Source organism: Thermosynechococcus sp. (assembly GCF_046299635.1).
In the GTDB taxonomy this organism is placed as follows: domain Bacteria; phylum Cyanobacteriota; class Cyanobacteriia; order Thermosynechococcales; family Thermosynechococcaceae; genus Thermosynechococcus.
Genome location: NZ_JBKBHV010000016.1, coordinates 12,439 through 38,389 on the forward strand (window position 1 = coordinate 12,439; position 25,951 = coordinate 38,389).

Sequence of the window (25,951 nt, forward strand, 5' to 3'; positions counted from 1 at the left end):
GATGGGCACCCCCCTTCCCTACCGATAACCATAGAAGCGGGTGGCAAAGTTTTGCGATCGCGTAGGAGAGAGTTGACGCGCTTTCAAAATCGCGGCAGTAAGAAACACATAGGCCAAAATTCCCACCCCTGCCAACCCCATCGGTCCAAAACGGGCCGCAGCCGTATTCCAAAGGGCATGGAGAAAGGCCGCCAACCCAAGGCCAACCGTTAAGATTAAGGGTGCCCAACGGGGACGCAACACACTCAGTCCCACACAATAGCCCAAATAGCCGGTGTAGGCCATGTGCCCCGTCAGCGATCCCAATACCCGTGGAATCAGCACTTGCAGCCCGGCTAAAGAACCAAATTGACCGGCAATACCGGGGACATACTGCCCAAGGGTTTCCGTCCACGTAAAACCGAGGCCGGCAGCGGCTCCTAAGAGAATGCCATCGAGGGGTTCCCAGACCCCCACCTTTTGTTTCCACGGACTAGGGAGCGATCGCCCTAAGCCGTAGGCCACGACCATCGGTAAAGCCTTGAGTAGCTCTTCCATGAGTCCGGCACCAATGAAGTTGCGGCCGAATAACACCCAAAATGATGGATGGGGTGGATGCAGTTGGCCGGGTAAAACGGTGCGAAACAGATAGATCATTGCCGGTAATATCGGGCTTTGGAGAATTAGAATTTCCAGCGTCAACGTGCCCAGGAGAACCCATACAGGTTTGCGTTTGCCGCAGAGCTGATAGATGAAGTAATAGGCGGCACTGCCTAAGTAGAGCGCCAAGATGACTTTGAAGGCAGCGGGGGAACCGGCAGTGGTAAAGAGTAGGATGACGGCAACAACCGTGATAATTCCCGGTACCAAATAGGCTTTGCGCATCCAATCGGGATTGATTGCGAAAATCGGTAGGAGTTGGGTGAGGGTGAGGGGTTGATCGGGCTGGGTGCTCGCCACTTCGGTGAGGGGGAGGTATTCTAGAACAAATTCAGGCCCTTGGCGTCCCAATTGAATGCGATCGCCGGCATTGAGCAAGGTGGGTGTCTTTACTCGCCGTTGATTGACATAGGTACCGTTGACACTTCCGAGGTCGGCGATCGCCCACACGGGAATGCTACCCCGCTTTTGACAGGTAAGTTGGGCATGGTGGCGGGAAACAGAAGTATAGATGTGAGCGTCAAGGACAATATGACAGGTAGCGGGGTCACGGCCGATAATCGTCACATCCTCTTGGGAGAGCCAAAACTGCCCCATTTCAGGGGAGACTTGCCGCAGCACACCCGCATACTTTAGCGTTGGATTAAGGGGGGAGCGATCGCGATTCATTCCTACCCGCATCAACTGCAAGGGGGACGGTGAGAATCCCAAAGTCCTACCTGCTCAGCACTCACACTCACTATACACTGGTCGCTTGATACTTCCCTTCATCAGGAGGGCGAGCAGAAGCCCCAAGTGTCCCTATCTTCGCTTTAAGAGACAGAGTTGACAAAAGGCAGCACTTTCCACGAAAATAAGAATCTGCTGATTCGGGGCTATAGCTCAGTTGGTAGAGCACTTCAATGGCATTGAAGGGGTCAGCGGTTCGAGTCCGCTTAGCTCCATTAATAAAGAACCCTGCTTCTAAGCAATGAGTGAGTCCGCAACCCAGTCTGAATTGAGTCAAGTCTTGGAGTCCATCCAAGGCATTCAGCATGCTATCCAGCAAATTGATAAAAAGCTAGACATCCACATTGCCACCACAAATGAGCGCTTTCAACGCCTTGAAGAGAAAATAGATACCGTCGAAGGGAAGCTAGAGCAGCAGATTAATGCCGTTGAAGCCAAACTAGAGCAGCGGATTAATGCTGTTGAAGCCAAACTAGAGCAACGGATCAATGCTGTAGAATCAAGACTAGAACAGCGGATTAGTACCGTTGAATCAAAGTTAGAGCAGCAAATCAAGACCGTTGAGTCCAGGTTAGAGCAGCGGATTAGTGCCGTTGAATCAAAACTAGAGCAGCAAATCAAGGCTGTGGAGTCTAGGTTAGAACAGCAGATTAGCGCCGTTGAGTCGAAGCTAGAGCAGCAAATCAAGACTCTGGAACAGCGGATTAGTGCCATTGAAGCCAAGTTAGAGCAGCAAATTAAGAACGCGGAAGCGCAATTGGGACAGCGCATCTCCACCATTGAGGTGACGTTGCAGGACATTGCCAAACGCCAAGCAGGAACAGATGCGCGCCTCTGGGGATTTCTGGTGGCGCTCTTAATCGCCACCGTGGGCTTGCTGGCCAAACTATTGATGTTTGATCTGCCCCAACCCTAGGGGAGAGCTTGCTGGCGCAAGATGCGCAGGAGCTTTTCTAGATGCTCTGGTAGGGGGGCGATCGCCACAACCTCCTCACCCGTCCGTGGATGCTGCAACCGGAGGCGATAGGCATGGAGGGCTTGGCCGGGAAGCTTCACTTTTAGCGGTGTGCCTCGGCCATAGAGGGGATCTCCCAACAGCGGCCAACCGAGATGGGCAGCGTGAACGCGGATTTGATGGGTGCGGCCGGTTTCAAGGTGAAACTCCACAAGGGCACAGTGGCGAAAGCGCTCCTTCACGTACCAGTGGGTAATAGCGAGGCGACCTTTTTCAGGAGGCACCACTGCCATCTTCTTGCGATCCACCGGATGACGCCCGATCGGCGTGCTCACAGTCCCCCTGTCTTGGGAAGGCTGGCCATAAACCACCCCAAGGTAGTGGCGCTGCATTTGCCGCGCTTTCAATTGTTGTTGCAGATGGGATAGGGCAAACTCCGTTTTGGCGACAACCATAACGCCGGAGGTGTCTTTGTCTAAGCGATGCACGATTCCCGGCCGCTGCACACCGCCAATCCCCGTCAAATGCGGACAGTGGGCCAATAAACCGTGAACCAGTGTTCCGTGGCTATGACCCGGCGCAGGATGCACCACTAAATTCACCGGTTTATCGAGAATCAGCAGTTCATCATCCTCGTAGAGAATGCGCAGGGGCAGGGGTTCAGGGGTTAACGTCGGTGGCTCCGGCTCAGGCAGCACCACTTCGAGGAGTTCACCGCCACTGAGGGGCTGATTTTTGCGATCGCACACTTGGCCGTTGAGGCGCACATGCCCCTGTTGGATCAATTGCTGCCAGCGCGATCGCGACAGTTCAGGATGCTGTTGGGCAAGGAAGGTATCGAGGCGATCACCCCCCTTTTCTACTCGAAAGGTCAGCGCTGTCGTCATGCCCCCCAACTACACCAGCGTATGCCCAAGGGCTAAACCCACCACCAACATCCCTAACACCAGAAAGGGCTGAGCGCTGGCTTGATACTTCACATCGTTTTTCAGAGGATCCCGCAGGAAGTACATATCCTGAAACACGATTTGGGGAATAATCAGCAAAATCAGCAGCACGGCGTAAAGATTGGCATGAATCACCATCAAGTAACCTGCAATTCCCAACTGGAAAATGTCAATCATCAAGACACAGATCCATGCAGCGGTGGTGACGCCAAACATGACAGGTAAGGATGCCAAGCCTAGTTGGCGATCGCCCTCAACACTTTTGAAGTCGTTGACAATGGCAATGCCCAAGCCGGCCAGACTGTAGATCAACGTTAAGATCACAATTGTCGGCGTCAATTCCCCAAACAGCGCGTGACCGGCCCACCATGGCAACGCAATGTAGCTTGCCCCCAGAGCATAATTACCGAGCCAACCGTTCTTTTTCAGCTTCAGCGGTGGTGCAGAGTAAATATAGGCCAAAAAGCCCCCCAGCAAGGCAATTTTGGTCACGGGGAACGTGGGATGGTCAGCCCATAGATCCAGTAAAACAGCTAGACCCAAGCCCGTAAGAACGAGGAAGACAATCTGCACCCGCACTTGATTAAGGGAAATCGCCCCCGAAGGAATCGGGCGGTAGGGTTCATTGATCGCATCAATCTCGCGATCGTAGTAATCGTTGAGGGTTTGCGTATAGCCGGCCATCAAAGGCCCCGACAGCAGCATACAGGTGGCTGCCTTGAGAACATCCTCCAGACTCCATGTAAATTGCCCCGACGAAGCGGCACCACAGATGACTCCCCACATGAGGGGAATCCACGTAATCGGCTTCATCAATTGCAAGCGAATTTTCCAGATATTGGTCTCACCGCTTTTGGCACCTTTCATCCCCAGCAGTTGCCGTGCTGCCGCTGTGGTGCTTTCCGTCGAGGTTGAAGTCGTCGTTGAATCGGGCGTTTCCGTCATAGCGCTTGTTGTGCTTAGCCATCACCTCACTGATTATAGTCGTTTCCCCTTCCGCCACCTAGGGTCTCTGGAGTGGGGACGATGTTAAGAGTTATCGTCCTGAATTTGCCGATCGCCCGCACCGTAGGTCAGGATAGAAGCAAGATCGCTTTCAAAATCTTTCAGCGCTAGCGGAACAGCCCCAACTGATGCCATGACCCGTGTATCCATCCCTGAGCATCTTAAACGCGCTTTACCGGCGATCATTGCGACGGCAATTGCCACGGTGGGCGTCCTAACACTGCGGCCGGTTGGCCTATTGGAACCTTTGGAATTGAGAGCCTATGACCAATGGCTGCGCTGGCGATCGACACCGGCCACCTCGCAGCGACTTTTAATTGTCGGGATTACTGAAGCTGACATTCAAACCCTCAAGCAGTACCCGATTCCCGACGAAGTGCTCATTCAAGCCGTCAATGAATTGCAGGAGCACCAGCCTAAGGTCATTGGCATTGATATTTTTCGCGATTTTCCTGTTCCCGACCGCTTCAAACCGCCGACCGACGTGCTCCCCTCCTTGGGGCGGGTGATGCTGACCCAGCCGAACACTGTCATTGTCTGCAAAGTAGGGAGCGAAGCGGATTCCGGAATCGCGCCTCCCGCTGGACTGCCGAATGAGCAGGTGGGGTTTGCTGACATTCCGATTGATGATGATGGGGTGGTGCGCCGTGCCATTCTTGCCAGCCAGCCCGAAGCTCGCGATCGCTGCTCTACCCCTCAGTCCTTTGCCCTTGCCTTAGCGCGTGTTTTTCTGGGGATGAATCCCCAAGCCGTAGCTCAGAACCGCCTTGAATTGGGAACAGCCCGCTTTCAGGCCTTAACCAGTCACTGGGGGGGCTACAACAATCTAGATGCTGCCGGGTTTCAAATCTTGATCAACTATGCCCACCCCACCCAGCCCTATGAAACAGTCACCCTAAGCGAGGTGCTGACAGGTCAAGTGCTGCCCTCAAAGGTGCGCGATCGCGCTGTGCTCATTGGTCTTACCGGCAGCAGTAGCAACGACAAGTTTTTGATTCCAATTACATTGCCAGGGAAAACCAACCGCCTTACCCCCGGTGTTGTGGTTCAAGCAGCGATTCTTGAAGATTTGCTGGCAGCGGCTCTGGATAACCGTTCTCCCATAGGAACATGGCCACAGGAGGCGATCGCCCTTTGGATTCTCGCTTGGTCTGCCCTCGGTGCTCTGATTATCGCCAAGGGACACCGCTGGGTAATTGCGCCGCTGTTGGTGGCTGGGGGACTGGGTCTCAGTGGCCTCACATTTCTGCTCTTCTTACAGGGGAGTTGGATTCCGCTGGTGGCGCCTCTCGTTGGCTTTGGCAGTGCGGCAGTTTTAATGCTGGGCTATCGTGCCTTGAGTCCTGCTGAATCCTCCTCTACCCCCTCTACGCCAACAGCTGTCCCCAGTGCCCTCTCAGCCACTCCCTTGGAGTTAATTACTGAAGGCGTCAGTCAATCAACCACACCCGAATCAGCCCCCATTTTGGAAATCCCCGAAACCTCGCCAACGGAAGTCTCGCGCTTAGAGACGGATGCCAACGCAACGGTGCTGCAACCCGAAACAGCAATTTCCTTTACCCCCATCCAACCCACCCCACCCCCTGCTGCTGGAGATAAACTCCACACCGCACCCACCCTCCTCACCTCCGTCGTGAATCAAATTCCGCCCACAGAGATCCGCGAGACGCCACCACAGCCTATCACCGAGAGGGAAACCTTTTTAGTGGTTCATCCTGACGAAGCTGACACGTCTGCCCCAGAATTGCCAGAACGCCCCCTAACGACTCCTGAACCGAGGGGTGTCGATCTCCCTGAAACCCAAGTTGTCATTCGTGAATCTAAAACTACGCGCGAATCAACGGATTCCTCAGTCATTCCCTCGACACCGCTTCCTGATTTACCGGAAACCCAACTGACAGTTCCCGAAGCCTTAACAACGATGCCAGAGACCCCTGGTATCCCCCATAGCAATTTGACTGAAACAGAACTCACTCTTCCTGAGCCGCTGACTACCTCAGAACTGACCTCCACACCGTCAACCCAATTCGCAACCAGTGTGGACTTGCCTGAAACACAACTGTCCATCCCTCAGACCTTAAGTCCAGCAGAATTAATTTCAGCTCCTGTGACGAGGGGGGACATTCCTGAAACACAACCGTCTATTGCTGAGATACCACCAGACATTGCCTCAACCCCACCTACTCAATTCGCAACCAGTGCCGACTTGCCTGAAACCCAATTGTCGATTCCAGATGCTCCGAGGGGAGACCTACCGGAAACACAACCATCCAACCCTGCCCCCTTGACTTCGGCACCTGCGGATCCCATCCAGCTTCCAGAGGTGATTCCCCCCACGACAGTCCCCTCGCCGGCACCTCCAACCACAGAGACCCAAACCCCGAGCAGCACTCAACCAAAAACCACCGTCATTTCTGACATTACTGAAGAACCCAGTGAACCTCTACCACAAACTGTTGGGGGACGTTACCGTGTCCTGAGTCAACTGGGGGAAGGAGGATTTGGGCGCACGTTCTTGGCTGCCGATTTACACCTGCCGGATCATCCGATTTGCGTCGTCAAGCAGTTGGTTCCCTCCCGTAAGGATGAACGTTTTTTGGCTATTGCCCGTCGTCTCTTTCAGCGGGAAGCAGAAACGTTAGCCCAATTGGGTCGGCACGAGCGTATCCCTCGATTACTAGCTTACTTTGAGGAGGGGGGATATTTCTATCTCACTCAAGAGTATGTGGATGGCGAATCGCTCAAAGAGGAGTTTGAAAAGAAAATTACCCTCTCCCAAGCCGAAGCCCTCGCCATTCTCAAGAGTATTCTGGAGATTTTGCAGTACGTGCATCAGTTTGGCGTGGTGCATCGAGATATTAAGCCCGCCAATATCATGCGCCGCCACAGTGATCAACAACTGTTTTTGATTGACTTTGGGGCGGTACGCCATGTCCAGCCGGAGGACTTACTTCAGCACGGCAAATATACCATCTCGATTGGAACCCGTGGCTACGCCCCTAGCGAGCAAATGGCAGGACGACCTGTAATTGCTAGTGATATTTACTCTTTGGGCATGGTGATTGTTGAAGGCCTGACGGGACTGGCTCCGATGGATTTGCCCTCTGACCCCCACACGGGGGACATTGTCTGGCAGCCGGGACGGCATCTTTCACCACAGTTTGTTGCCATTATCAATAAAATGATCAAGTACAATTTTCGCGATCGCTACCAGAGTGCTGAAGAGGTGCTCACTGACTTGGCCAAAGCTGGACTTTAAGTAAGTAACATCGTAGAGACTCAGCATTTCACCGCTGTGGAGGGGACTTGCAGTTCTTATTTACGCGGCTAAATCGTTGTGAAAAAAGGCTGTATGATAGATAGTACCGTTTCCTTTTTTTTACATTAGACACTTTGGAGGCATCGCAACGTGGCTGGAACGACAGGAGAACGACCATTTTCCGACATTATTACCAGTGTCCGTTATTGGGTGATTCACAGCATCACCATTCCGGCGTTGTTTATTGCCGGCTGGCTCTTTGTCAGCACCGGCTTGGCCTATGATGTGTTTGGCACACCCCGCCCCGATAGCTACTATGCTCAGGAACAGCGGTCAATTCCTCTGGTGACTGATCGCTTTGAAGCCAAACAACAAGTCGAAACCTTTTTAGAACAGTTGAAGTAGGATTGCCATGACCAGTAACACACCCAATCAAGAACCCGTTTCTTACCCGATTTTTACGGTCCGCTGGTTGGCCGTTCATACCCTTGCTGTGCCCACGATTTTCTTCCTCGGGGCGATCGCGGCAATGCAGTTTATCCAACGTTAGGAAGGTACAGCCATGGAACCGAATCCAAATCGTCAGCCTGTCGAACTGAATCGCACATCCCTCTATCTAGGGTTGCTGCTGATCTTCGTCCTTGCGTTGCTCTTTTCAAGCTACTTCTTTAACTAAAGATCTGCTCTATAACCGAATCTGCTTAGGAGGAATTGATCATGTTGTCTGAAGGCGGACGTATCCCCCTGTGGGTTGTGGCAACGGTGGCCGGCATGGGGGTAATTGTCATTGTTGGGCTGTTCTTCTATGGTGCCTACGCTGGTCTTGGCTCCTCCCTCTAGAGGTTGGGGTCTTGGCGCGTACGCAATTGTAGCCAAATGAGTCCAAGGGTGACGCCCAAAAGAATCGTTGCTGCCGCAGCGGCATAACCAAAGTCAAATAATGCGAAGGCCTGTTGGTAAATATAAAATACCAGCAGGTTTGTTGTATCTAAGGGGCCGCCACCGGTTACCACATAGACCTGTTCAAAACTGCGCAAGGTAAAAATGGTGGTTGTCACAAAGACGAGAACTAACGTGGGTCGCAGCCCCGGCAGGGTAATGTAGCGAAACTGTTGCCAGGCGTTGGCACCATCGAGAAGAGCCGCTTCGTAGCGATCGCGGGGAATCGTTTGCAATCCTGCCAAAAAGATAACTAGGTTAAACCCCAACTGCTTCCAGCTACTGAGCAAAATCAGCACCGGCATTGCCCAAGTGGGGTCACTCAGCCAAGCAATGGGTTCACCCCCTAAACTTTGCACCAGTTGGTTCACTGGGCCATTGGTTTGAAACAGCCAACGAAACCCTAAACCGGCCGCAACAATTGAGGTCATTGTCGGCAAAAAGTAGGCTGTACGCAACAGATCCCGCCCCACAATCGCTTGATTCAGACCCACCGCCAACAGGAGGGGCAGCACAATTGTCGGCAGAACAGTTGCCCCTGTGAAATAGAGGGTATTGCCGATGACTTGCCAAAAGTCTGGACTGAGGAACAACTGTTGATAGTTCTGGAGGCCAACCCAGCGCACCCCTTCTTGACTAAAACTACCCGTCGTAAAACTCAGATAGACAAGGTACAAAATCGGCAAAAAAACAAAAATTGTCAGAAACAAAAGTGCAGGTAAAAGGAAGAACCAAGCTACCCCGATCGGTGACCAAAAAACATCCCCTAACCGTAGGAATTGCGATCGCGCCATTGGCAAAGATGATGACCTCAAAATTCGTCTTTGTTGTTATAAATTCAATCCTAGGGTAGTGGCTGCCGAAATTGGAAATGATAAGATTGAATCAAAATACACGCCATCTTGGGGAGATGCTGTGATTCACACTGCGCCATTGCCCACGACGACCCCCTCTCATATCTCTGATCATAGTCGTCTAAAGCTGTTTTCGGGTTCTGCCAATACTGCCCTTGCTCAGGAAATTGCCCGTTACCTCGGTATTGATCTCGGCCCCATGGTGCGCAAGCGATTTGCCGATGGGGAGCTGTATGTGCAGATTCAAGAATCCATTCGCGGTTGTGATGTTTACTTGATCCAGCCCTGCTGCCGACCCGTCAATGATCACTTGATGGAACTGCTGATCATGGTGGATGCCTGCCGTCGCGCTTCGGCTCGCCAAGTGACTGCGGTGATTCCCTACTATGGCTATGCCCGTGCCGATCGCAAGACCGCTGGCCGTGAGTCCATTACTGCTAAGTTGGTGGCTAATCTGATTACCCAAGCGGGGGCAAGTCGGGTGCTAGCAATGGATCTACACTCCGCGCAAATTCAGGGCTACTTTGATATCCCTGTGGATCATGTCTATGCCTCACCAGTTCTCCTTGACTACCTGCGCGGCAAAAATCTTGAGGATATTGTCGTCGTGTCCCCCGATGTGGGTGGGGTGGCCCGTGCCCGTGCCTTTGCCAATAAGCTGGATGATGCGCCCCTCGCCATTATTGATAAACGACGCCAAGCCCACAATGTGGCCGAAGTGATGAATGTGGTGGGGGATGTGAAGGGAAAAACGGCAGTGCTCGTGGATGACATGATTGATACAGCAGGCACGATTTTAGAAGGGGCACGATTACTGCGGCGGGAAGGTGCTAAGGAAGTCTATGCCTGTGCGACACACGCTGTATTTTCACCGCCGGCGATCGAGCGCCTCCAAGGAGGGGATTTTGAAGAGGTGATTGTTACCAACACGATTCCTGTACCGGAGACGCAACGCTTCCCTCAACTCACGGTACTCTCGGTAGCGAGTATTCTTGGTGAAACAATTTGGCGGATTCACGAAGATAGCTCTGTAAGTAGTATGTTCCGCTAAAATAGAATTTCTTGATTCCTGAGGGGGACGGCAGAATGGGGCGAATTGCCTTACTCAGCACCAGTAATAAGCAGGGACTGGTGGAGCTGGCAACGGCCTTGGTGCGGGAGTTCGGCTTTACGCTCCTAAGCAGCGGCGGTACGGCCGAGACCTTGCGGACAGCAGGAATTCCGGTCACAACAGTCTCTGAGTATACCGGGGCACCAGAAATCCTAGGCGGGCGGGTTAAGACCCTGCACCCGAAAATCCACGGCGGCATTTTGGCGCGGCGCGATCGCCCCCAAGACGAGGCCGATCTGCAAGCCCAAGGGATTGCTCCCATTGATCTGGTGGTTGTCAACCTTTATCCCTTTGCCGAAACCCTTGCCCAGCCCAACGTCACCCTTGCAGAAGCAATCGAGCAAATTGATATTGGTGGGCCAACGCTCATCCGGGCCGCTGCCAAAAACCATGCCCATGTGACGGTCTTGGTGGATCCCGGCCAATATGAGACCTATCTTCAGGAGCTGCGGCTGCATGGGGATCCCCAGCCCGCCTTTCGCCTCGCCTGTGCCCAGCGGGCGTTTGCTCTGACGGCAACCTATGATCAGGCGATCGCCGAATACCTGCAACAAATCACGTCCCCCGGTACTGAGCCAGAGATTCTCCCCCCCGTCTTTCACCTGATGGGGCAGCAAAAACAAGTCCTGCGCTATGGCGAAAACCCCCACCAGAAGGCGGCTTGGTACACGACCGGGGCACACCCCAAGGGTTGGGCTGCTGCTGACCTGCTCCAAGGCAAAGAACTCAGTTACAACAACCTGCTGGATCTGGAAGCGGCACGGGCAGTGATCAGTGAATTCCTAGGGGAGAGTGCCCCTGCTGCCGTAATCATCAAACACACCAATCCCTGTGGCGTGGCGGAGGGCAAGACCCTTGTGGAGGCCTACGAGCGTGCCTTTGCCGCCGATCCTGTCTCTGCCTTTGGCGGTATTGTTGCCCTCAATCGCCCCTTGGATGCGGCCACTGCCGCAGCCCTAACCCGTACTTTTTTAGAGTGTGTCGTGGCGCCTGCCTGTGAGGAAGCGGCGCTGCCGATCCTGAAAACCAAGCCCAAGATGCGGGTTCTCACCTTACCTGAGTTGCAGACTGCTCCCCCCGCGGCCATTCAAACCATTGCCGGCGGCTTTCTTGTCCAAGAGAGTCATTCCCTCCCCCTTGATCCAGAGGCGTGGCAAGTGGTTACGGCCACCGAACTCCCGCCGCAGATGATGGCAGAGCTAATTTTTGCCTGGAAAGTGGTGAAGCACGTCAAGTCCAATGCCATCGTCGTCAGTCGCGATCGCCAGACCCAAGGGATTGGGGCAGGTCAAACAAACCGCGTCGGTGCGGTCAAAATTGCCCTAGCTCAAGCCGGTGAAGCGGCACGGGGGGCTGTTCTGGCCAGTGATGGCTTTTTCCCCTTTGCCGATTCGGTGCAAGCTGCCGCCCAAGCCGGGATTGCGGCAATAATTCAACCGGGGGGCAGTCTGCGGGATAAGGAGTCTATCGCAGCCGCCGAGGCAGCGGGAATAGCCATGGTCTTTACCAACCGCCGCCACTTCCGCCACTAGGCAATAGCCATGGTCGTGCGACTGGGCATTATCAGTGATCCCCACATCGCCCTGCCGGAGACGATTCCGACGGATTATCCCCCCATTTTTCTCTACGAAGTCAGTGTCCCTGCCTTTGAAGCCGCCGTTGCCCATCTTCTAGCGTTAGGCATTGATTCCCTCCTGATTCCCGGTGACCTGACGCGGGATGGTGAAGTCCTCAACCATTGCTGGCTCAGTCGCTATCTGCAAACCCTGCCTGTTCCCTGCTATGTGATTCCGGGGAACCACGATGTGCCTTTACCTTTGGGTGATAACAAGCGTATTGGTTGGGCTGACTTTCCCCAGTGGTATGCCCACGCGGGCTACGGCAACAGCACCCGTCACTACTATCAAACCCTGCTGGCAGACAACCTGCAACTGATTGCCCTGAATTCCAACCAATTTAGCCCAACCGGTCAGCAGGTGGGAGCCGTCGATCAAGGACAACTGGCATGGTTGGCGGCGCTGTTGGCAGAACCTTTTGCCGGCCTGCGCTTGGTGATGGTTCACCACAATGTTCTTGAGCATTGGCCTCAGCAGAGCCAAAGTCCGATAGGACAGCGCTACCTCTTGGAGAATCGGGCAGAGCTATTGACCCTGTTGCGATCGGCGGGGGTGGCCTTGGTCTTAACCGGACACCTCCATGTGCAAGACATTGCCTATGAGCAGGGGGTGTTTGACCTCACGACCGGTTCCCTCGTCAGCTATCCCCACCCCTACCGCCGGCTCATTTTGCAGGAACACCCCCAAGGGGGCTGGCAAGTGGAGGTGGAATCCTACCGCATTGAATCTTTGCAGGCCTATCCCACCTTAAGTGACCTCTCACGAGAATGGATGCTTCAGCGCGGTGCAGGATTTATGGTGCGCTTTCTCACTTTACCGCCCTTTAATTTATCGGAAACAGAGGCCAAGCCCCTTGCCCAAGCTCTAGCGTCCCTCTGGCCGGAAATTGCTAAGGGAGATACCCAAGTCATGCTACCGACCCTACCGGAACCCTTGGCCGCCTACTTTGCCCAGTTCAACCACAGGCCGCCAGGGGAGTATCCCCAGCTCCAGGACAACAATACAGTCTTTGTCGTTTAGTAATGCCTTTAGTTGGGATAGTAGGAGCCTAAAACCTGCTGTAATAGGGGGTTGAGGCACGGATTGGATGCAAAGTAGTGACGTTTGGTCAGTGGATTGGCTTGCTGGTGCTGGGGGTGTGTCTCTACATCCTCTGGGAAATTCGCCAAGTCTTGCTTTTGGTGTTTTTGGCGGTTGTTTTGGCCACGGCTCTCAACTGGCTACAACTGCAACTCCAGCGCTGGGGACTGCAACGAGGGCGGGCGATCGCCATCAGTCTAAGCATGACCTTTCTGGTGGTGATTGGCTTCTTTTGGCTGATCATCCCCCCTTTTTTACAAGAAGTGCGCCAACTGGCGGTCTTGATTCCCAAAGGCTTGGCGCAACTGGAAGGATGGCTCAATGAGTTTGCTTACCGCCTCCCTTTTGCCGACTTCGCGGACAGACCGTTACTCAATCGTCTCATTACCCAACTGGAGCCGTTCCTAGAGCAAATCCTCAATAACTTCTTTGCGCTCTTTTCCAATACCCTGGCAGTTCTACTGAATACGCTGCTGGTGTTGGTTCTCACGGTGATGCTGGTTCTGGATCCCCAGCCCTACCGCAGGGGATTTATTCGCCTGTTTCCGGCGTTTTACCGCTCTCGCATTGACATGATTCTCACCGAAAGTGAGCAGGCTCTCTTGGCCTGGCTGGCGGGAACCGGTCTCAATATGCTCGTGATTGGCATGGTCAGCGGCGTTGTGCTCGCCCTGTTGGGAGTGCGGTTGGTCTTGGCCAATGCCTTCTTGGCAGGGCTTTTAGAGGCAATTCCCAACATCGGCCCGACCCTCAGTGTCATTCCGCCGATGATCATTGCTTTTATTGACGACCCTTGGCGAGCGGTGGCAGTGTTGATTGCCTACATTGTCATTCAACAGTTGGAGCAGTACCTACTGGTACCCGTCGTCATGGCCAAACAGGTGGCCCTCCTGCCGGCGGTGACCCTCGTTTCCCAAATTGTTTTTGCGATTTTCTTTGGCTTTTTGGGCTTGCTGTTGGCGCTTCCCCTTGTGATTGTCGGCCAAATTTGGTTTACAGAAATTGTGCTCAAGGACATTTTGGACCGCTGGCAGCCCAGCCCGCCACCTGAAGCGTCAAGTCCACCAATCTTGCCGCTGCCCCCGGCCTCCCCACCTGCTCCTGCAACGCCTGCCGCATCCGACTCAATTCCTGAGGATGATGCAGAAGACGCTTAATCCGATCTGCAACCTCGGCCGGCTCAACGGGACCCACCAGCTCCGGGACAATTTCTTTGCCCGCCCAGATATTGGGCCACGCCTTGTAACCAAGCCCCTGTTTGACCAAGTCCCAATCTATTTGGGGCGATCGCCACAACTGCCAAAAGCGGCGCCAGCCCAATCCTTTGGCCACAAGGAACCAGAACACCAACGCCGTCCACTGCCGTCCGATCGCCGGCAGACCCACCAGCAATCCGGCCAAACCCTCCCAAGGGTGTGCCCGCTGCACCTGCAGTTGTTGGGCGGGCAAAAGAACCATCATCGGCACATTCAAGGCAGCCAGTTCGGCGGTATTGGCGCCAACGGTGGTTACACAGAGGGTCACCTGCCGCAGCAAGGGATAGTGGGGAAACTGCTGCCAAAGAGGGATCTTAGTCCCCCTTGGCGTCTCCAGATAGGGTAGCCCCTCATCGGGTTGGATGAGTGTGGCAGTGGTGCCCTCGACGTACTCCAGCTCGGGGTTAAAGCCGGGATCGGCGTAGCGGCTGAGGCTTGTGGGGGTAAGGGTCGGTGCCACCGGAATCACACACCGAATTGGTGGATCGGCAGCCGCTAAATGGTCGGCGATCGCCAGCGATAGGGGCACACCCAGTTTTAACTTATTGGGCTTAGAACCCACCATTAGACCCACGAGGGGAGCATCGGCGGCAATGCCTAACTGTTGGCGCACATCAGGCAGAGAATCGAGATCGAGGGCTGACACATCGGTCATCAAATCCCCCACCACCGCTACCTTTGCTCTTGTGTTGCCCACCGGTAAAGGACGCCGTAGCCCAATGCCATCCACCCATCTTTGCCAACGTGCCTGCCACTCACAGTAGAGCACACAGCGATAGCCTAACCGCTTGGCCAGCAGTACGGCAAACAGTTGATCACCCCCCAAAAAGACGACTACCCCTTGGGGAAACCAATTCCAGTTATTATGAGTTTTTTTCGTTCGCACAAGGTGCCAAAACTCTGTGGCCGGCAGCACGCGATCAACCCCCGGATAGCGGCGGGCAATCTCCGCCTCCTGACCACTGGCATGGGGACAGGGAACAATCACCACTGAAACTCGAATTCTCTCTTTGACCTCTTGCCGCAGTGCTATCACAAAAGGATAGACCCACGTGGCCAGCTCACCAGGGCCGTTGCTGAGCAATACAATCTCAAGGGGATGTTTCATGGGTTCTACCCTTTTCCCCTTGCAGGTCAAGAGCGTCAGTGCAAAACGTCAATCTCTTCTTAGGACATTTCCTGGATAATGTAGTCAAAGTAGGGCGCAGCTACTTCCGCATCTTCAGTGCTCAGCAGTGCCAAGGAGGCATCTTTGAGGCAACGGATCGCTTCTGCCATCCCCGTCATTGGCACGCCAAGGGAGTTGTACATTTCCCGCACCCCAATAATGCCCGTGCGCTCAATGGGGTCTTTGTCACCGGCGAGAATGCCATAGGTAATCAGGCGCATATACCAGCCATAGTCGCGCAGACACAGGGCACGCTGTTTCTGGCCATAGGCATTGCCCCCCGGTGCAATAAAGTCAGGCCGCTTCTGCCACAGTTGTTTGCTGGCTTGCTCAACAATGCGTTTCTCATTTTCGGCCAATGTCGTGGCAATGCGGAGGCGTTGCTCACCCGTTTGGAAAAAGTCACTAATGGTCTGGAGTTCACCCGTGGTGGGATAGCGCAATTCATCGTCCGCTTTAAGAAGAACCTGACTAATGACACTCATATTGCTAACACCGCTTAATACATCCCTCATTTTAGAGGACGGCGACCCCTTGTTGACGCCACCGATGATTAAAATCCGAACCGTTGAGAGGGGAATGGAATAACCCACCGCACCGGGCCGGGGCCTTAGAATCCATCTCCCCCTTGGTGTTAGGATCAATTGCGGTTTGCCTTGGTGCCCTTCTACCTGTGATTGATCTCAAACAACTGCGAGAGAACCCCCAAGCTTTTGGCGATCGCCTGCGGCGGCGCGGCGGTGACTTTGACCTCGAGCGCATTTTAGACTTGGATGCGCAGCAGCGACAGCTGGAACAACGGCGATCGCACCTCCAAGCCCGCAGTAACGAAATCGGTGCCCTCGTCGGCAAAAAGATCAAGGCGGGCGCTGCCCCCACCGATTCAGAAATTCAAGCCCTGAAAGCCGAGGCCAACGATCTCAAGCAGCAACTTGCCGACCTCGAACCCCAAGAACGGCAACTGAAAGAGGAGCTAGAGCGCCTGCTGCTGACAATTCCCAACCCTCCCAGTGAAACCACCCCCATTGGCCGCGATGAGAGCGACAACGTGGAGGTGCGTCGGTGGGGGGATGAGTACAAGCCCAAGCAACCTTGCCGACCCCACTGGGAGATTGCCACACAATGGGGACTTTGGGAGGTGGAGCGATCGGTCAAAGTTGCTCAGAGTCGCTTTGTAACGCTGGTGGGCATGGGGGCTGCCCTAGAGCGAGCCTTGATTCAATTTATGCTCGATTGCCACCGCCAACGCGGCTATGTGGAAGTGTTGCCCCCCTTGCTGGTCAACAGTGCCTCCCTGACGGGAACGGGGCAGTTACCCAAATTTGCCGAAGAAAGTTTTCGCTGTGACGATGATGATCTTTGGCTGATTCCCACAGCAGAAGTGCCGGTGACGAATCTCTATCGCGATGAGATTCTAGCAGCGGAGCAACTGCCCATTTACCACTGTGCCTACACCCCCTGCTTTCGCCGCGAAGCGGGCAGCTACGGCAAAGATACCCGTGGCCTGATTCGCCTCCACCAATTCAATAAGGTGGAGCTGGTCAAGTTTGTTCACCCCGAGACCTCTGCTGCCGAACATGAAGCCCTGGTGGCCGATGCCGAGTTTATTCTGCAAGCGCTGAAGCTGCCCTATCGGGTGGTCGAGCTGTGTAGCGGGGATTTGGGCTTTGCGGCAATGAAATGCTACGACCTCGAAGTGTGGCTGCCCGCTGCCGGCTGCTACCGCGAGATTTCCAGTTGCTCCAACTTCGGGGATTTTCAGGCGCGGCGGGCGAAGATTCGCTTTAAGGGAGCCAAGCAAAAGGGAACGCAGTTTGTCCACACCCTCAACGGCTCCGGCCTTGCCGTCGGCCGCACCATGGCGGCCATTCTGGAAAACTACCAACAACCCGATGGGACGGTGCGCGTCCCGGAGGTGCTGCAACCCTACCTGAAGTGCAGCCAGCTGGGCGGGGCAAGAGCGTGAAGACCACCCTAGGGGCGATCGCCCAAGCGCTGGGGCTAGAGCTAGTCTATCCCGATGTGCCGGTCACAGGCATTTGCACCGATTCGCGCCAGATTGCACCGGGAAACCTGTTTGTTGCCCTGCGGGGAGACACCTTTGATGGCCATCAATTTGTGCAACAGGCAGCCGCCGGGGGGGCGATCGCCCTGATGGTCGAGGCACCGGTGTCCTCTCCTCTGCCCCAACTTCAAGTGCCGAATACCCTGAGTGCCTACCAACGCTTAGGACAGTGGTGGCGGCAGCGGTGTCCTGCCCAAGTAATTGCTGTCACCGGCTCGGTGGGCAAAACCACCACCAAGGAAATGATTGCCGCCGTCCTGAGCCACTATGGCCCTGTCCTCAAAACCGAGGCCAACTTCAACAACGAGATTGGCGTTCCCAAAACCCTCCTGCAACTAGAACCCCACCACCAATTTGCCGTGATTGAAATGGGGATGCGGGCACGCGGTGAAATTGCCCTGTTGAGCCGGATTGCCCAGCCGGATGTTGCCGTAATTACCAATGTCGGCACCGCCCATATTGGCCGCCTCGGGTCGCGCCAGGCCATTGCCGAAGCCAAATGTGAACTGCTGGCGGAAATGCCCCCCACAGGAGTAGCGGTGCTCAATGCCGATAGCTCCTTACTCTTGCCGACAGCGGCGCAGGTCTGGTCTGGGCGCACCATCACCTATGGCCTAGAGGGAGGCACCCTGCGGGGACGTTACATTCCTCCCCAAACCCTCCATGTGGGTGAGCACACCTACACCGTTCCCCTCGTTGGTGCCCACCATGCCCTGAACTTCTTGGCGGCTCTTGGCGTCCTGCAGGCCTTGGGTCTTAAGAGCGATCGCCTGCCGCCGCAGTTGACCGTGGAATTGCCTGCCGGTCGCGGTGGCCGTTATCTGCTGGAGCCGGATATTCTGCTTTTGGATGAAACCTACAATGCCGGGCTAGAATCCATGGTGGCGGCCTTGCACCTGTTGCGATCGCTCCCCGGTCGGCGCCATTTTGCGGTTCTTGGCCCCATGCGGGAATTGGACGCCTTTTCTATCCCCTTTCATGAGCAGGTGGGAGCCACTGTTGCCCAGTTAAACCTCGATGGTCTTTTAATTCTCGATAAAGGCGATGAAGGAGCCGCCCTAGCGCGGGGAGCAGGGCACATTCCCAGTCGGCAGTTTGCTTCCCATGAGGAAGTGGTGGAGTACTTATTGAGGGAGGTGCAGGCGGGCGATCGCCTTCTCTTTAAGGCCTCCCATGCCGTTGCCCTAGATCGAGTGGTCACGGAACTGCGACAGCGCTGGCCCCCATGTCGGTCTTAAGGAAGAGTGAGGCTTGCAAAGCGCCGTGAGCTACGCTATATTAGAAGACCATCAACATTCCTCAGTAGCTCAGCGGTAGAGCGGTCGGCTGTTAACCGATTGGTCGCTGGTTCGAATCCAGCCTGGGGAGTTAAGCAGTCTAGACAGCAACACTGTCCATCTTTCCTTTTCGTTAGGGGATGGCACTGCCTCTGCCAGACCGTCCTAGGGGGATGCCGTGAAACGGCTAAAGCTCGCCATTAGAGTATTTCGCTGCAACTCCTAGGAGGGTTCCCCGCAAACGGCAAAGGGTCGTCGCAGTTGCCCCTAGGGAACGGCCACCGTTTCTAGCAATTCTGCCACACAGGCTCGCCCGGATCGCCCTGCCGTGGTAATCAAACGATGGGCCAAGACATGGGGGGCGAGTTGCTTCACATCATCGGGAAGAACATAATCGCGGCCGTTGAGAAACGCCAAGGCCTGCGCCGTGCGCTGAAGCATGACGGTACCCCTTGGACTCACCCCCAAGGTAATGCGATCGCTCTGGCGGCTGGAGCGCACCAAGGCAAGGATATACTTTTGCAGCGCTGAATCCACCCGCACCTGTAGCACCTGCTGGCGCAACTGTTGAATCTCCGCCAAGCTCAGGCAGGGTTCCAGTTGATTGACATCCAAGCCCCCCCGCACCCGTTGCAGCATTTGTAGCTCCTCTTCCTCGCTGGGGTAGCCCAAGCTAAAACAGAGGGCAAAGCGATCCAACTGTGCTTCGGGCAGGGGAAATGTGCCTTGGTATTCGACAGGATTCTGGGTGGCAATGACAAAAAAGGGCTGGGGCAGGGGGTAGGTGACACCGTCAATGGTGACTTGGTACTCCTCCATGACCTCAAGAAGGGCCGATTGGGTGCGCGGTGTGGCACGGTTAATTTCATCCGCCAGCAGGATATTACAGAAAACAGGCCCTGGGCGAAACTCAAACTCGGCAGTTTTGGGATTCCAGATATTGGTGCCGGATAGGTCGGTGGGCAGGAGATCAGGGGTGGCTTGGATGCGCTGAAAGGTACCGCCTAGCGATCGCGCCAAGGCCTTGGCCAAGAGCGTTTTACCTACCCCCGGCACATCCTCCAGCAGGACATGCCCCCCTGCCAAAACCCCCACCAGCAGGAGTTCAATGGCGGCTTCTTTGCCCACCACTACCTGCCCCAAGTTCTCGATCAGTCGCCGAAGGGGTTCACGCATAGGAAACCACCTGCTCTAGGAGCTGAGCCGCCACTTGGCAATCGGCAGCAATTTGCGCCTGTAGGGCAGCCAAACTGGGAAAGCGCATCTCAGGGCGAAGAAAGGCCTCTAGATGGAGCGTGATTTCTTGATTGTAGAGGTTTCCCTGCCAATTCAGTAGATGCACCTCCGTTGTGACCTGCTGAGCACTCACCGTCGGTCGCACGCCAATGTTTGCCACCCCCAACTGCTCCCCACCCAAGGTGGCTCCCGTCACACGGCAGGCATAGACCCCGTAGCGGGGCAAGAATTTATCGGGAGGCAGACTCACATTGGCCGTGGGAAATCCTAACCGGCGTCCCAACTGTTCCCCTTGGACTACTGTGCCCGTCAAGGTGTAGGCGCGTCCCAATAGCTCCCGTGCCAAGACCACATCTCCCTCGGCAAGGGCGGCCCGTATGGCCGAACTACTGACGCGATCGCGCCCGCGACAATAGGGGGGCACAATATGCACCGGGATGCCAAAGGCGGCACAGAGGGTACGCAAATCCTCGGCGGTGCCCGATCGCCCGCGGCCAAAGCCAAAGTTAAACCCGACACTCAACACCTTGGCCTGCAACTGCTCTACCAAAATCCGCTCGACAAACTCTAGGGGCGACAGTTGGGCAAGGGCAGAGTTGAAGGGTAGGACAATCACCTGCTCAATGCCATACTGACCCAAAAGAGCACGTTTTTCTGCTTCCGGCGTCAGGAGAAGGCGTGCTTTTCCGCTAAAAAAGGTCTGGGGATGGGGGGAAAAGGTGATGACCGAACGGGAACAGCCGGGCGGTGCTGCGGCAACGAGGGTACGGATAACCTCCTGGTGCCCGCGATGGACACCGTCAAAATTGCCAAGGGCGATCGCCGTGGGAGTGTGCAAGGGTAGATCGCTATGGGATGGTAGGTGAACACAGGAAACATTCTGGCACATTGAAGCAAAGCACCTCGGAGTTGGGCGGGGTTTACCAAGTGGGATCGCGAAAGACGTAGGCAGTAATATGAAGGTCGGTTTCCCCGGCAGCAGGCGGGCGATCGCCGGCAACGGTTGAGATACAGGCGCGAATCTCTTCTCCATTCTCCAATTCCACCATGCAGGCGCCGCAACTGCCCATTCGGCAGCCTGTGGGAATCTCCACACCAGCCCGCGCGGCCACGCTCAACCAACTTTCACCCGCTTCGGCTGTGACACAGACCTGATCCGGCAAAAAGGTTACCTTGATCATTCGCTAGTCCCCCTTGGCTCCATGGTAGGTTCCCATGAGGTAGAGTAAGGCCATCCGCACCGCCACTCCACTGCTTACCTGTTGATGCACTAAACTGAACTGCGGATCATCCAGCAGAGCGGAACTCAGCTCTACACCGCGATTCACCGGCCCCGGATGCATCAAGTGCACATGGGGTTTACACAGGCGCAGCCGCTCATGGGTCATGCCAAACTGCCGATGGTACTCCCGCAAACTGGGGATCAAGTGTTGATCCATGCGCTCCTGCTGTAGCCGCAGGGTCATGACAATATCGGCATCGGCAAGGGCGGGTTCCAGCGTCCAGTGCAGGGTTGCTCCATAGTCGGCAAATTCCGGCGGCAGCAGGGTAGGAGGTCCTGCCAAGTGCACATCGGCACCGGCAGTCTTGAGGCTGTAGAGGTTGGATCGGGCCACGCGGGAATGGCGAATATCCCCGACAATGGCAATTTTCTTCCCCTGCAACAGGGCACAGCGGGGTCGCTGCGGATCGTAGAGGCGGCAAAGGGTAAACAGATCCAGTAGGGCTTGGGAGGGATGCTCGTGCAAGCCATCGCCGGCATTGAGAACGGCCACCTGAGCGCCAAGGCGATCCAGTTCCGCCGCAATGGTCTGGGGCACCCCCGACTGCTGATGGCGAATCACCATGAACTCGGCTCCCATCGCCCACAGGGTCTTGGCGGTATCGAGGATTGTTTCCCCTTTGTTGAGGGCAGAAGTGCCGGGGGAAAAGTTGAGAATATCGGCAGAAAGCCGCTTAGCTGCCAGCTCAAAACTGTTGCGGGTGCGCGTTGAACTTTCAAAAAAGAGATTGGCCACAACCCGCGCTTGGAGGGTGGGGACTTTTTTGGTGCGGCGATTCAGAACCTCCTGAAAACTGAGCGCTGTTTGCAGGACAATATCTAGCTCTGCCACCGTAAAGTCTTGGAGGGAGAGGACGTGGCGACGCTGCCATTGCAGGGAGGGGGTGAGGGGAGGTGTCATGGACAGGGGGTGAGGGTGCGAGCAAGATCGGCTGCCGTCAGTTGTTCGTAGCGTTCAAAGGGCTGATGAATCCACGGATTTTCGGGCAGGTAATGGACGTAGTAGTCTGGACGAATACAAGAGGCCGCTTTGTACCAAAGCACAGCCGTGCGCACCTCCTCAACGGCAAAGCCATATTTCAGTTCCAGCCAGCGCAGCGTCTTTTTTAAGGAAAGGCCGGAATCTACCAAATCATCCACTACAAGGACATGGCTGCCAAGGGTGGCGGTGGTCATGGTCAAATCCCGCGCGAAGGTGAGGCGACCCCGCTCTTGAGGATTTACACCGCCATAGGAGGACACCGCCAAAATCGCGAGGGGCTGATTAAAGAGACGGCTGAGAATATCGCCCACCCGCAGCCCCCCCTTGGCTAGGCAGAGGATTTGATTGAACTGCCATCCCGATTCATAGATGGCGATCGCCAACTGCTCAATTGTGTGATGATACTCGTCCCAATCCACGTACAGATCTGTCATGGTGCCTAGAAGCTGGCCTTGAACCAAGAAACAGGTATAAATAGCAGTTTGCGCCAGTTGGCCACAAAGGCGCGCCGATTAAACACATCGTAATCGTTGGCTTCGATGACATCAAGGATTTGGCGATAGAGCATCAGCGCCGACCACACCGGCCAACGGGCATCCCGCTCTAGGTAGGCAACCCCCACTTCGGCCTCCCGATAAAATTGCCGTGCCCGCTGAATTTGAAAGCGCATCAGCGCCCGCCAGCGATCGTCAATTACCCCCCGCTGCAAATCCGCCTCGGTGTAATCAAAGGTAGCCAAATCCTCTAGGGGCAAATAAATCCGTCCCCGCCGCATATCTTCCCCCACATCCCGCAGGATATTGGTAAGCTGGTTGGCAATGCCAAGGGCAATGGCCTGATCTTTGAGGGTGCCTTTGGCCTGATAGGGATCCACCCAAGGAGAACACAGGCGATCGCTATAGGGATTTCCGCCCATGACCTGAAGGGACATCAACCCCACGGTGCCGGCCACGCGGTAGCAGTAGAGTTCCAGTTCGGCAAAGGTCTCATAGCGACTGCGGTGCAAGTCCATCCGCTGGCCGGCAATCATGTCCCGAAAAGGCTGGATGTCGAGGGGATACTGTTCCAGCGTTGCCGTCAGCGCCAAGTCCATGGCATCGTGGGGGCGACCGGCAAAAATGTCCTCAAGGCGCGCTTCCCACTCATCGAGGGTAGCCATTGTTGTCGTTGCTGCCTGTGGCCCATCCACCAGTTCATCGGTGCGCCGACACCAAACGTAAATGGCCCAAATGGCGCGGCGCTTGGCGGGGGGCATCAACAACGTGCCGAGGTAAAACGTCTTGGCGTAGGTGGCTGTCACTTGCCGACAAAGCTCATAGGCTTCATCGAGGGAAATCAGGGGAGGGACGTACTCGGCTCTAGGCAGTTGCAACATTGGCGACAGTCTGAGTAGAGGATTTGGAGGCCTGCGGGGCGTTGCTCTCTGCGGACCGCTTCGCGATCGCCTGCGCTGTCAGCTTACCAGAAAGTACCGCCCCTTCCATACTCCCCAAGTAGGGCTGCATCGTGTAGCTCCCTGCCAAGAAAAAGTTGGGAATGGGCGTGGCCTGATCCGGCCGAAAGGCTTGGCGACCGGGGGTGGCTTTATAGACCGAGCGCGGGGTTTTCACCACCGCCGTTTTCAGCACTTTAGCAGGTTGCGGTAGGTGACTGGGGAAGAGCTTGGCCAGTTCTGCAAGGGTCGCCGCAACAATCTCTTCATCGCTGCGGCCAATCCACTCCGCAGCAGGCGCCAAAACCAGTTCCAACATTGACTTGTCGGGATCGGCATAGCCCTTACAGGTTTCGCTCATATCGGCATAGACACTCAAGAGGGGCGATCGCGAGAAGAGCAGGTGATCCACCGTGGGCAGTTTGCGATCAAACCAGACTTGAACATTGATTACAGGTACGCCTTCAAGGCCATTGAGTTTCTGGAAAAAGGGCAGCTCTTGCCACGGCTTCGGCAGCAGCAGTTTAAGGGCATCCACCGACATCGCCGAAACATAGGCATCGGCGGTTACTTCAAAGCGCTGTTTTCCCTCGCGATCGCCCATGACAAAGCACCGCACCGAGAGATCCTCCTTGAGAACAATCTCCCGCAGGGCAACGTTGGTGTGCACTTCACCGCCCCGCGCCATGACGTAGTCCACAATTGGCTGACACAACCGTTCGGGGGGTGCGCCGTCCAAGAAGGCAATTTTCGAGCCATAGCGTTCCCGCAGGAAGCGGTTCATCGCCGTCAGGGGAATCGTTGCCGACACTTCATCGGGGTTGAGAAAGGTCAGAGCCTTCGAGGCAGCAATAAAAATATCAGAATTCACCCGCTCATCAATTCCTTGACGCCGTAGCCATTCAAGCAGGCTGTACTTGTCCATGGCTTCAACGTACTTTTGACCCCGCAGGATTGCCGGCCACAATCCCAAGGCAAAGCGGAATTTCTGCTCCCAGGTGAGCATATCGTTGTTGCGCAAAATCGAGAGCAGCACATTAAAAGGGGCGGGGATATCGGGGACATCAAACCACGAAAGCACTCCCGGTTTTTCCGGTTGGTTAAAAATCAGGGCATGGCGTTTCCATTGCAGGCGATCGCTAATTCCTAGTTCCTCGAGGAGTTGCAGCATATTCGGGTAGGCGCCAAAGAAGGCATGCAGGCCTGTTTCTATCCAATCGCCATCAGCATCCTGCCATGCCGCCACCAGACCGCCCAAGACGTTGGCTCGCTCAAAAACCATGGGGGTATGTCCTGCATCCACTAGATACTTGGCACAGGCTAAACCCGCTAAGCCACCACCGGCAATTGCAACTCGCATGAATGACGCTACCCTAACTGACGACGATGAACGCAGTCCCTTGGGGGGACAAAAAGCTGTTCATATTATATTTACAAAACGTTACGGAGACACCCGCCTGAAGGTCAGGTTGGGTTTGAATAGGTCACCCAGGCCGTACTTCCCATCGGACCGAGATAACGGCAGAGGTAGGGAGAAAAGACCTCATAGATCAGCGTAATGGGACGGCGATCGTGCCAAAAGAGGTAATGTCGCCCCCAAAATGGCCCCGCCTCCCCAAGGGCGGCAGCAAGCGTTTGCGAGTGTCCCAGATACACCGCCTGAATATCCCGATAGAGTTCTACCTTGCGCTGGGCAAGGTTTGTCCAGATGGGCATGGCGCGGTTTTGTAGGTACTCATCCACCTGGGCGGCTTCCCACCAAGAGGTGGCATAGGCCAGCCGTTGACCGGAGGCCGTGCGCAGCCACACTTGCCGCCGCAGCCGAGGCCCCGGAATCAGTTGCAGTTGCGCCGGGGCGCGATCGCCGGCGTAGCCGATGGCCGACATATCAATCACATCCACTTCCGTGGTCTCACCGGTGAGCAGTTGCAGGTGGCGGGTGGGGGAGCCATCGCCGAGAATCAGCATCTGCCACGCAGGCGCCAACAGATCATGGGGCAACCCTTGGGCGATCGCCGCCGCATCCCCCTGCCAGATGGGATCAAGGGCATACCAAGGGGTTGAGCAGGTGGCGGGCAACAGCGAAACCGTCAAGGACGCAACACGCTACTTAACAAAA

25 protein-coding genes and 2 tRNA genes are annotated in these 25,951 nt (G+C 55.5%); 14 read left to right on the forward strand and 13 right to left on the reverse strand.

The window, feature by feature from the left end:
- Positions 1-18 precede the first annotated feature (18 nt).
- Complete coding sequence (locus ACK4IR_RS07875; RefSeq protein WP_409873832.1) at positions 19-1,350, reverse strand: PrsW family glutamic-type intramembrane protease; 1,332 nt, start codon at positions 1,348-1,350, stop codon at positions 19-21.
- Between the two features lie 160 nt (positions 1,351-1,510).
- On the opposite strand from ACK4IR_RS07875, the gene ACK4IR_RS07880 reads away from it, so the two are divergent.
- Positions 1,511-1,583 (forward strand) — tRNA-Ala (locus ACK4IR_RS07880).
- Between the two features lie 26 nt (positions 1,584-1,609).
- Complete coding sequence (locus ACK4IR_RS07885; protein WP_409873833.1) at positions 1,610-2,284, forward strand: ATP-binding protein; 675 nt, start codon at positions 1,610-1,612, stop codon at positions 2,282-2,284.
- Here the strand turns inward: ACK4IR_RS07885 and ACK4IR_RS07890 are convergent.
- The gene (locus ACK4IR_RS07890) at positions 2,281-3,210 is read right to left on the reverse strand and encodes an RluA family pseudouridine synthase (RefSeq protein WP_409873834.1); all 930 of its coding nucleotides are present in this window, start codon (positions 3,208-3,210) and stop codon (positions 2,281-2,283) included. The genes ACK4IR_RS07885 and ACK4IR_RS07890 overlap by 4 nt on opposite strands.
- A 9-nt stretch (positions 3,211-3,219) precedes the next feature.
- The gene (gene chlG / locus ACK4IR_RS07895; protein ID WP_409873835.1) at positions 3,220-4,215 is read right to left on the reverse strand and encodes a chlorophyll synthase ChlG; all 996 of its coding nucleotides are present in this window, start codon (positions 4,213-4,215) and stop codon (positions 3,220-3,222) included.
- A gap of 193 nt (positions 4,216-4,408) precedes the next feature.
- Between chlG and ACK4IR_RS07900 the strand changes: the two genes are divergently transcribed.
- The 5 genes from ACK4IR_RS07900 to ACK4IR_RS07920 all read left to right on the forward strand — a co-directional run bounded on the left by ACK4IR_RS07900 (position 4,409) and on the right by ACK4IR_RS07920 (position 8,374).
- Positions 4,409-7,534, forward strand: a complete 3,126-nt coding sequence (locus ACK4IR_RS07900) for a CHASE2 domain-containing protein (RefSeq protein ID WP_409873836.1) — start codon at positions 4,409-4,411, stop codon at positions 7,532-7,534.
- A gap of 150 nt (positions 7,535-7,684) precedes the next feature.
- Positions 7,685-7,939, forward strand: a complete 255-nt coding sequence (gene psbE, locus ACK4IR_RS07905) for a cytochrome b559 subunit alpha (protein ID WP_011057381.1) — start codon at positions 7,685-7,687, stop codon at positions 7,937-7,939.
- 7 nt (positions 7,940-7,946) lie between these two features.
- On the forward strand, positions 7,947-8,084 hold the full coding sequence (psbF, locus tag ACK4IR_RS07910) for a cytochrome b559 subunit beta (RefSeq protein WP_099798824.1): 138 nt from the start codon (positions 7,947-7,949) through the stop codon (positions 8,082-8,084).
- Positions 8,085-8,096: 12 nt separating this feature from the next.
- Complete coding sequence (locus ACK4IR_RS07915) at positions 8,097-8,210, forward strand: photosystem II reaction center protein L (RefSeq protein WP_149820459.1); 114 nt, start codon at positions 8,097-8,099, stop codon at positions 8,208-8,210.
- Between the two features lie 44 nt (positions 8,211-8,254).
- The gene (locus ACK4IR_RS07920; RefSeq protein ID WP_099798822.1) at positions 8,255-8,374 is read left to right on the forward strand and encodes a photosystem II reaction center protein J; all 120 of its coding nucleotides are present in this window, start codon (positions 8,255-8,257) and stop codon (positions 8,372-8,374) included.
- Here ACK4IR_RS07920 and ACK4IR_RS07925 read toward each other — a convergent pair.
- Positions 8,371-9,267 (reverse strand): carbohydrate ABC transporter permease, encoded by an 897-nt coding sequence (locus ACK4IR_RS07925; protein WP_409873837.1) that lies wholly within the window; start codon positions 9,265-9,267, stop codon positions 8,371-8,373. The two genes, ACK4IR_RS07920 and ACK4IR_RS07925, sit on opposite strands and share 4 nt — an antisense overlap.
- A gap of 121 nt (positions 9,268-9,388) precedes the next feature.
- Here ACK4IR_RS07925 and ACK4IR_RS07930 point away from each other — a divergent pair, with 121 nt between their 5' ends.
- From ACK4IR_RS07930 to ACK4IR_RS07945, 4 genes are all read left to right on the forward strand, one after another.
- Positions 9,389-10,378, forward strand: coding sequence for a ribose-phosphate pyrophosphokinase (locus ACK4IR_RS07930; protein WP_409873838.1), 990 nt, complete (start codon positions 9,389-9,391; stop codon positions 10,376-10,378).
- Between the two features lie 35 nt (positions 10,379-10,413).
- The gene (gene purH, locus ACK4IR_RS07935) at positions 10,414-11,970 is read left to right on the forward strand and encodes a bifunctional phosphoribosylaminoimidazolecarboxamide formyltransferase/IMP cyclohydrolase (RefSeq protein ID WP_409873839.1); all 1,557 of its coding nucleotides are present in this window, start codon (positions 10,414-10,416) and stop codon (positions 11,968-11,970) included.
- A 9-nt stretch (positions 11,971-11,979) separates the two neighbouring features.
- Positions 11,980-13,074: a metallophosphoesterase family protein gene (locus ACK4IR_RS07940; protein ID WP_409873840.1), complete on the forward strand. Its 1,095-nt coding sequence runs from the start codon at positions 11,980-11,982 to the stop codon at positions 13,072-13,074.
- 77 nt (positions 13,075-13,151) lie between these two features.
- Complete coding sequence (locus ACK4IR_RS07945; RefSeq protein ID WP_409873841.1) at positions 13,152-14,291, forward strand: AI-2E family transporter; 1,140 nt, start codon at positions 13,152-13,154, stop codon at positions 14,289-14,291.
- 1,266 nt (positions 14,292-15,557) lie between these two features.
- On the opposite strand, the gene apcD is transcribed toward ACK4IR_RS07945, so the two are convergent.
- Positions 15,558-16,043, reverse strand: a complete 486-nt coding sequence (gene apcD / locus ACK4IR_RS07950; RefSeq protein ID WP_409873842.1) for an allophycocyanin subunit alpha-B — start codon at positions 16,041-16,043, stop codon at positions 15,558-15,560.
- A gap of 188 nt (positions 16,044-16,231) precedes the next feature.
- Here apcD and serS point away from each other — a divergent pair, with 188 nt between their 5' ends.
- The 3 genes from serS to ACK4IR_RS07965 all read left to right on the forward strand — a co-directional run bounded on the left by serS (position 16,232) and on the right by ACK4IR_RS07965 (position 18,991).
- Positions 16,232-17,524: a serine--tRNA ligase gene (gene serS, locus ACK4IR_RS07955; protein ID WP_409873843.1), complete on the forward strand. Its 1,293-nt coding sequence runs from the start codon at positions 16,232-16,234 to the stop codon at positions 17,522-17,524.
- The gene (murF, locus tag ACK4IR_RS07960) at positions 17,521-18,861 is read left to right on the forward strand and encodes a UDP-N-acetylmuramoyl-tripeptide--D-alanyl-D-alanine ligase (RefSeq protein WP_409873844.1); all 1,341 of its coding nucleotides are present in this window, start codon (positions 17,521-17,523) and stop codon (positions 18,859-18,861) included. The genes serS and murF overlap by 4 nt, the downstream gene beginning before the upstream one ends.
- Positions 18,862-18,919: 58 nt before the next feature.
- A tRNA-Asn gene (locus tag ACK4IR_RS07965) sits at positions 18,920-18,991 on the forward strand.
- Positions 18,992-19,167: 176 nt separating this feature from the next.
- Here ACK4IR_RS07965 and ACK4IR_RS07970 read toward each other — a convergent pair.
- The 8 genes from ACK4IR_RS07970 to ACK4IR_RS08005 form a co-directional block, all read right to left on the reverse strand.
- Positions 19,168-20,076, reverse strand: coding sequence for an AAA family ATPase (locus ACK4IR_RS07970; RefSeq protein ID WP_409873845.1), 909 nt, complete (start codon positions 20,074-20,076; stop codon positions 19,168-19,170).
- Positions 20,069-21,025 (reverse strand): bifunctional riboflavin kinase/FAD synthetase, encoded by a 957-nt coding sequence (locus ACK4IR_RS07975; protein ID WP_409873846.1) that lies wholly within the window; start codon positions 21,023-21,025, stop codon positions 20,069-20,071. Before ACK4IR_RS07975 ends, ACK4IR_RS07970 begins: the two co-directional genes overlap by 8 nt.
- Positions 21,026-21,056: 31 nt before the next feature.
- The gene (locus tag ACK4IR_RS07980) at positions 21,057-21,317 is read right to left on the reverse strand and encodes a 2Fe-2S iron-sulfur cluster-binding protein (protein WP_409873847.1); all 261 of its coding nucleotides are present in this window, start codon (positions 21,315-21,317) and stop codon (positions 21,057-21,059) included.
- 3 nt (positions 21,318-21,320) lie between these two features.
- On the reverse strand, positions 21,321-22,319 hold the full coding sequence (locus tag ACK4IR_RS07985; protein ID WP_409873848.1) for an aspartate carbamoyltransferase catalytic subunit: 999 nt from the start codon (positions 22,317-22,319) through the stop codon (positions 21,321-21,323).
- Positions 22,316-22,834, reverse strand: coding sequence for a phosphoribosyltransferase (locus tag ACK4IR_RS07990; protein ID WP_409873849.1), 519 nt, complete (start codon positions 22,832-22,834; stop codon positions 22,316-22,318). The genes ACK4IR_RS07985 and ACK4IR_RS07990 overlap by 4 nt, the downstream gene beginning before the upstream one ends.
- A 5-nt stretch (positions 22,835-22,839) precedes the next feature.
- The gene (locus tag ACK4IR_RS07995) at positions 22,840-23,775 is read right to left on the reverse strand and encodes a phytoene synthase (RefSeq protein WP_409873850.1); all 936 of its coding nucleotides are present in this window, start codon (positions 23,773-23,775) and stop codon (positions 22,840-22,842) included.
- On the reverse strand, positions 23,759-25,192 hold the full coding sequence (gene pds / locus ACK4IR_RS08000) for a 15-cis-phytoene desaturase (protein ID WP_409873851.1): 1,434 nt from the start codon (positions 25,190-25,192) through the stop codon (positions 23,759-23,761). Before pds ends, ACK4IR_RS07995 begins: the two co-directional genes overlap by 17 nt.
- A gap of 104 nt (positions 25,193-25,296) precedes the next feature.
- Positions 25,297-25,926, reverse strand: a complete 630-nt coding sequence (locus ACK4IR_RS08005; RefSeq protein WP_409873852.1) for a chorismate lyase — start codon at positions 25,924-25,926, stop codon at positions 25,297-25,299.
- Positions 25,927-25,951: the final 25 nt, after the last annotated feature.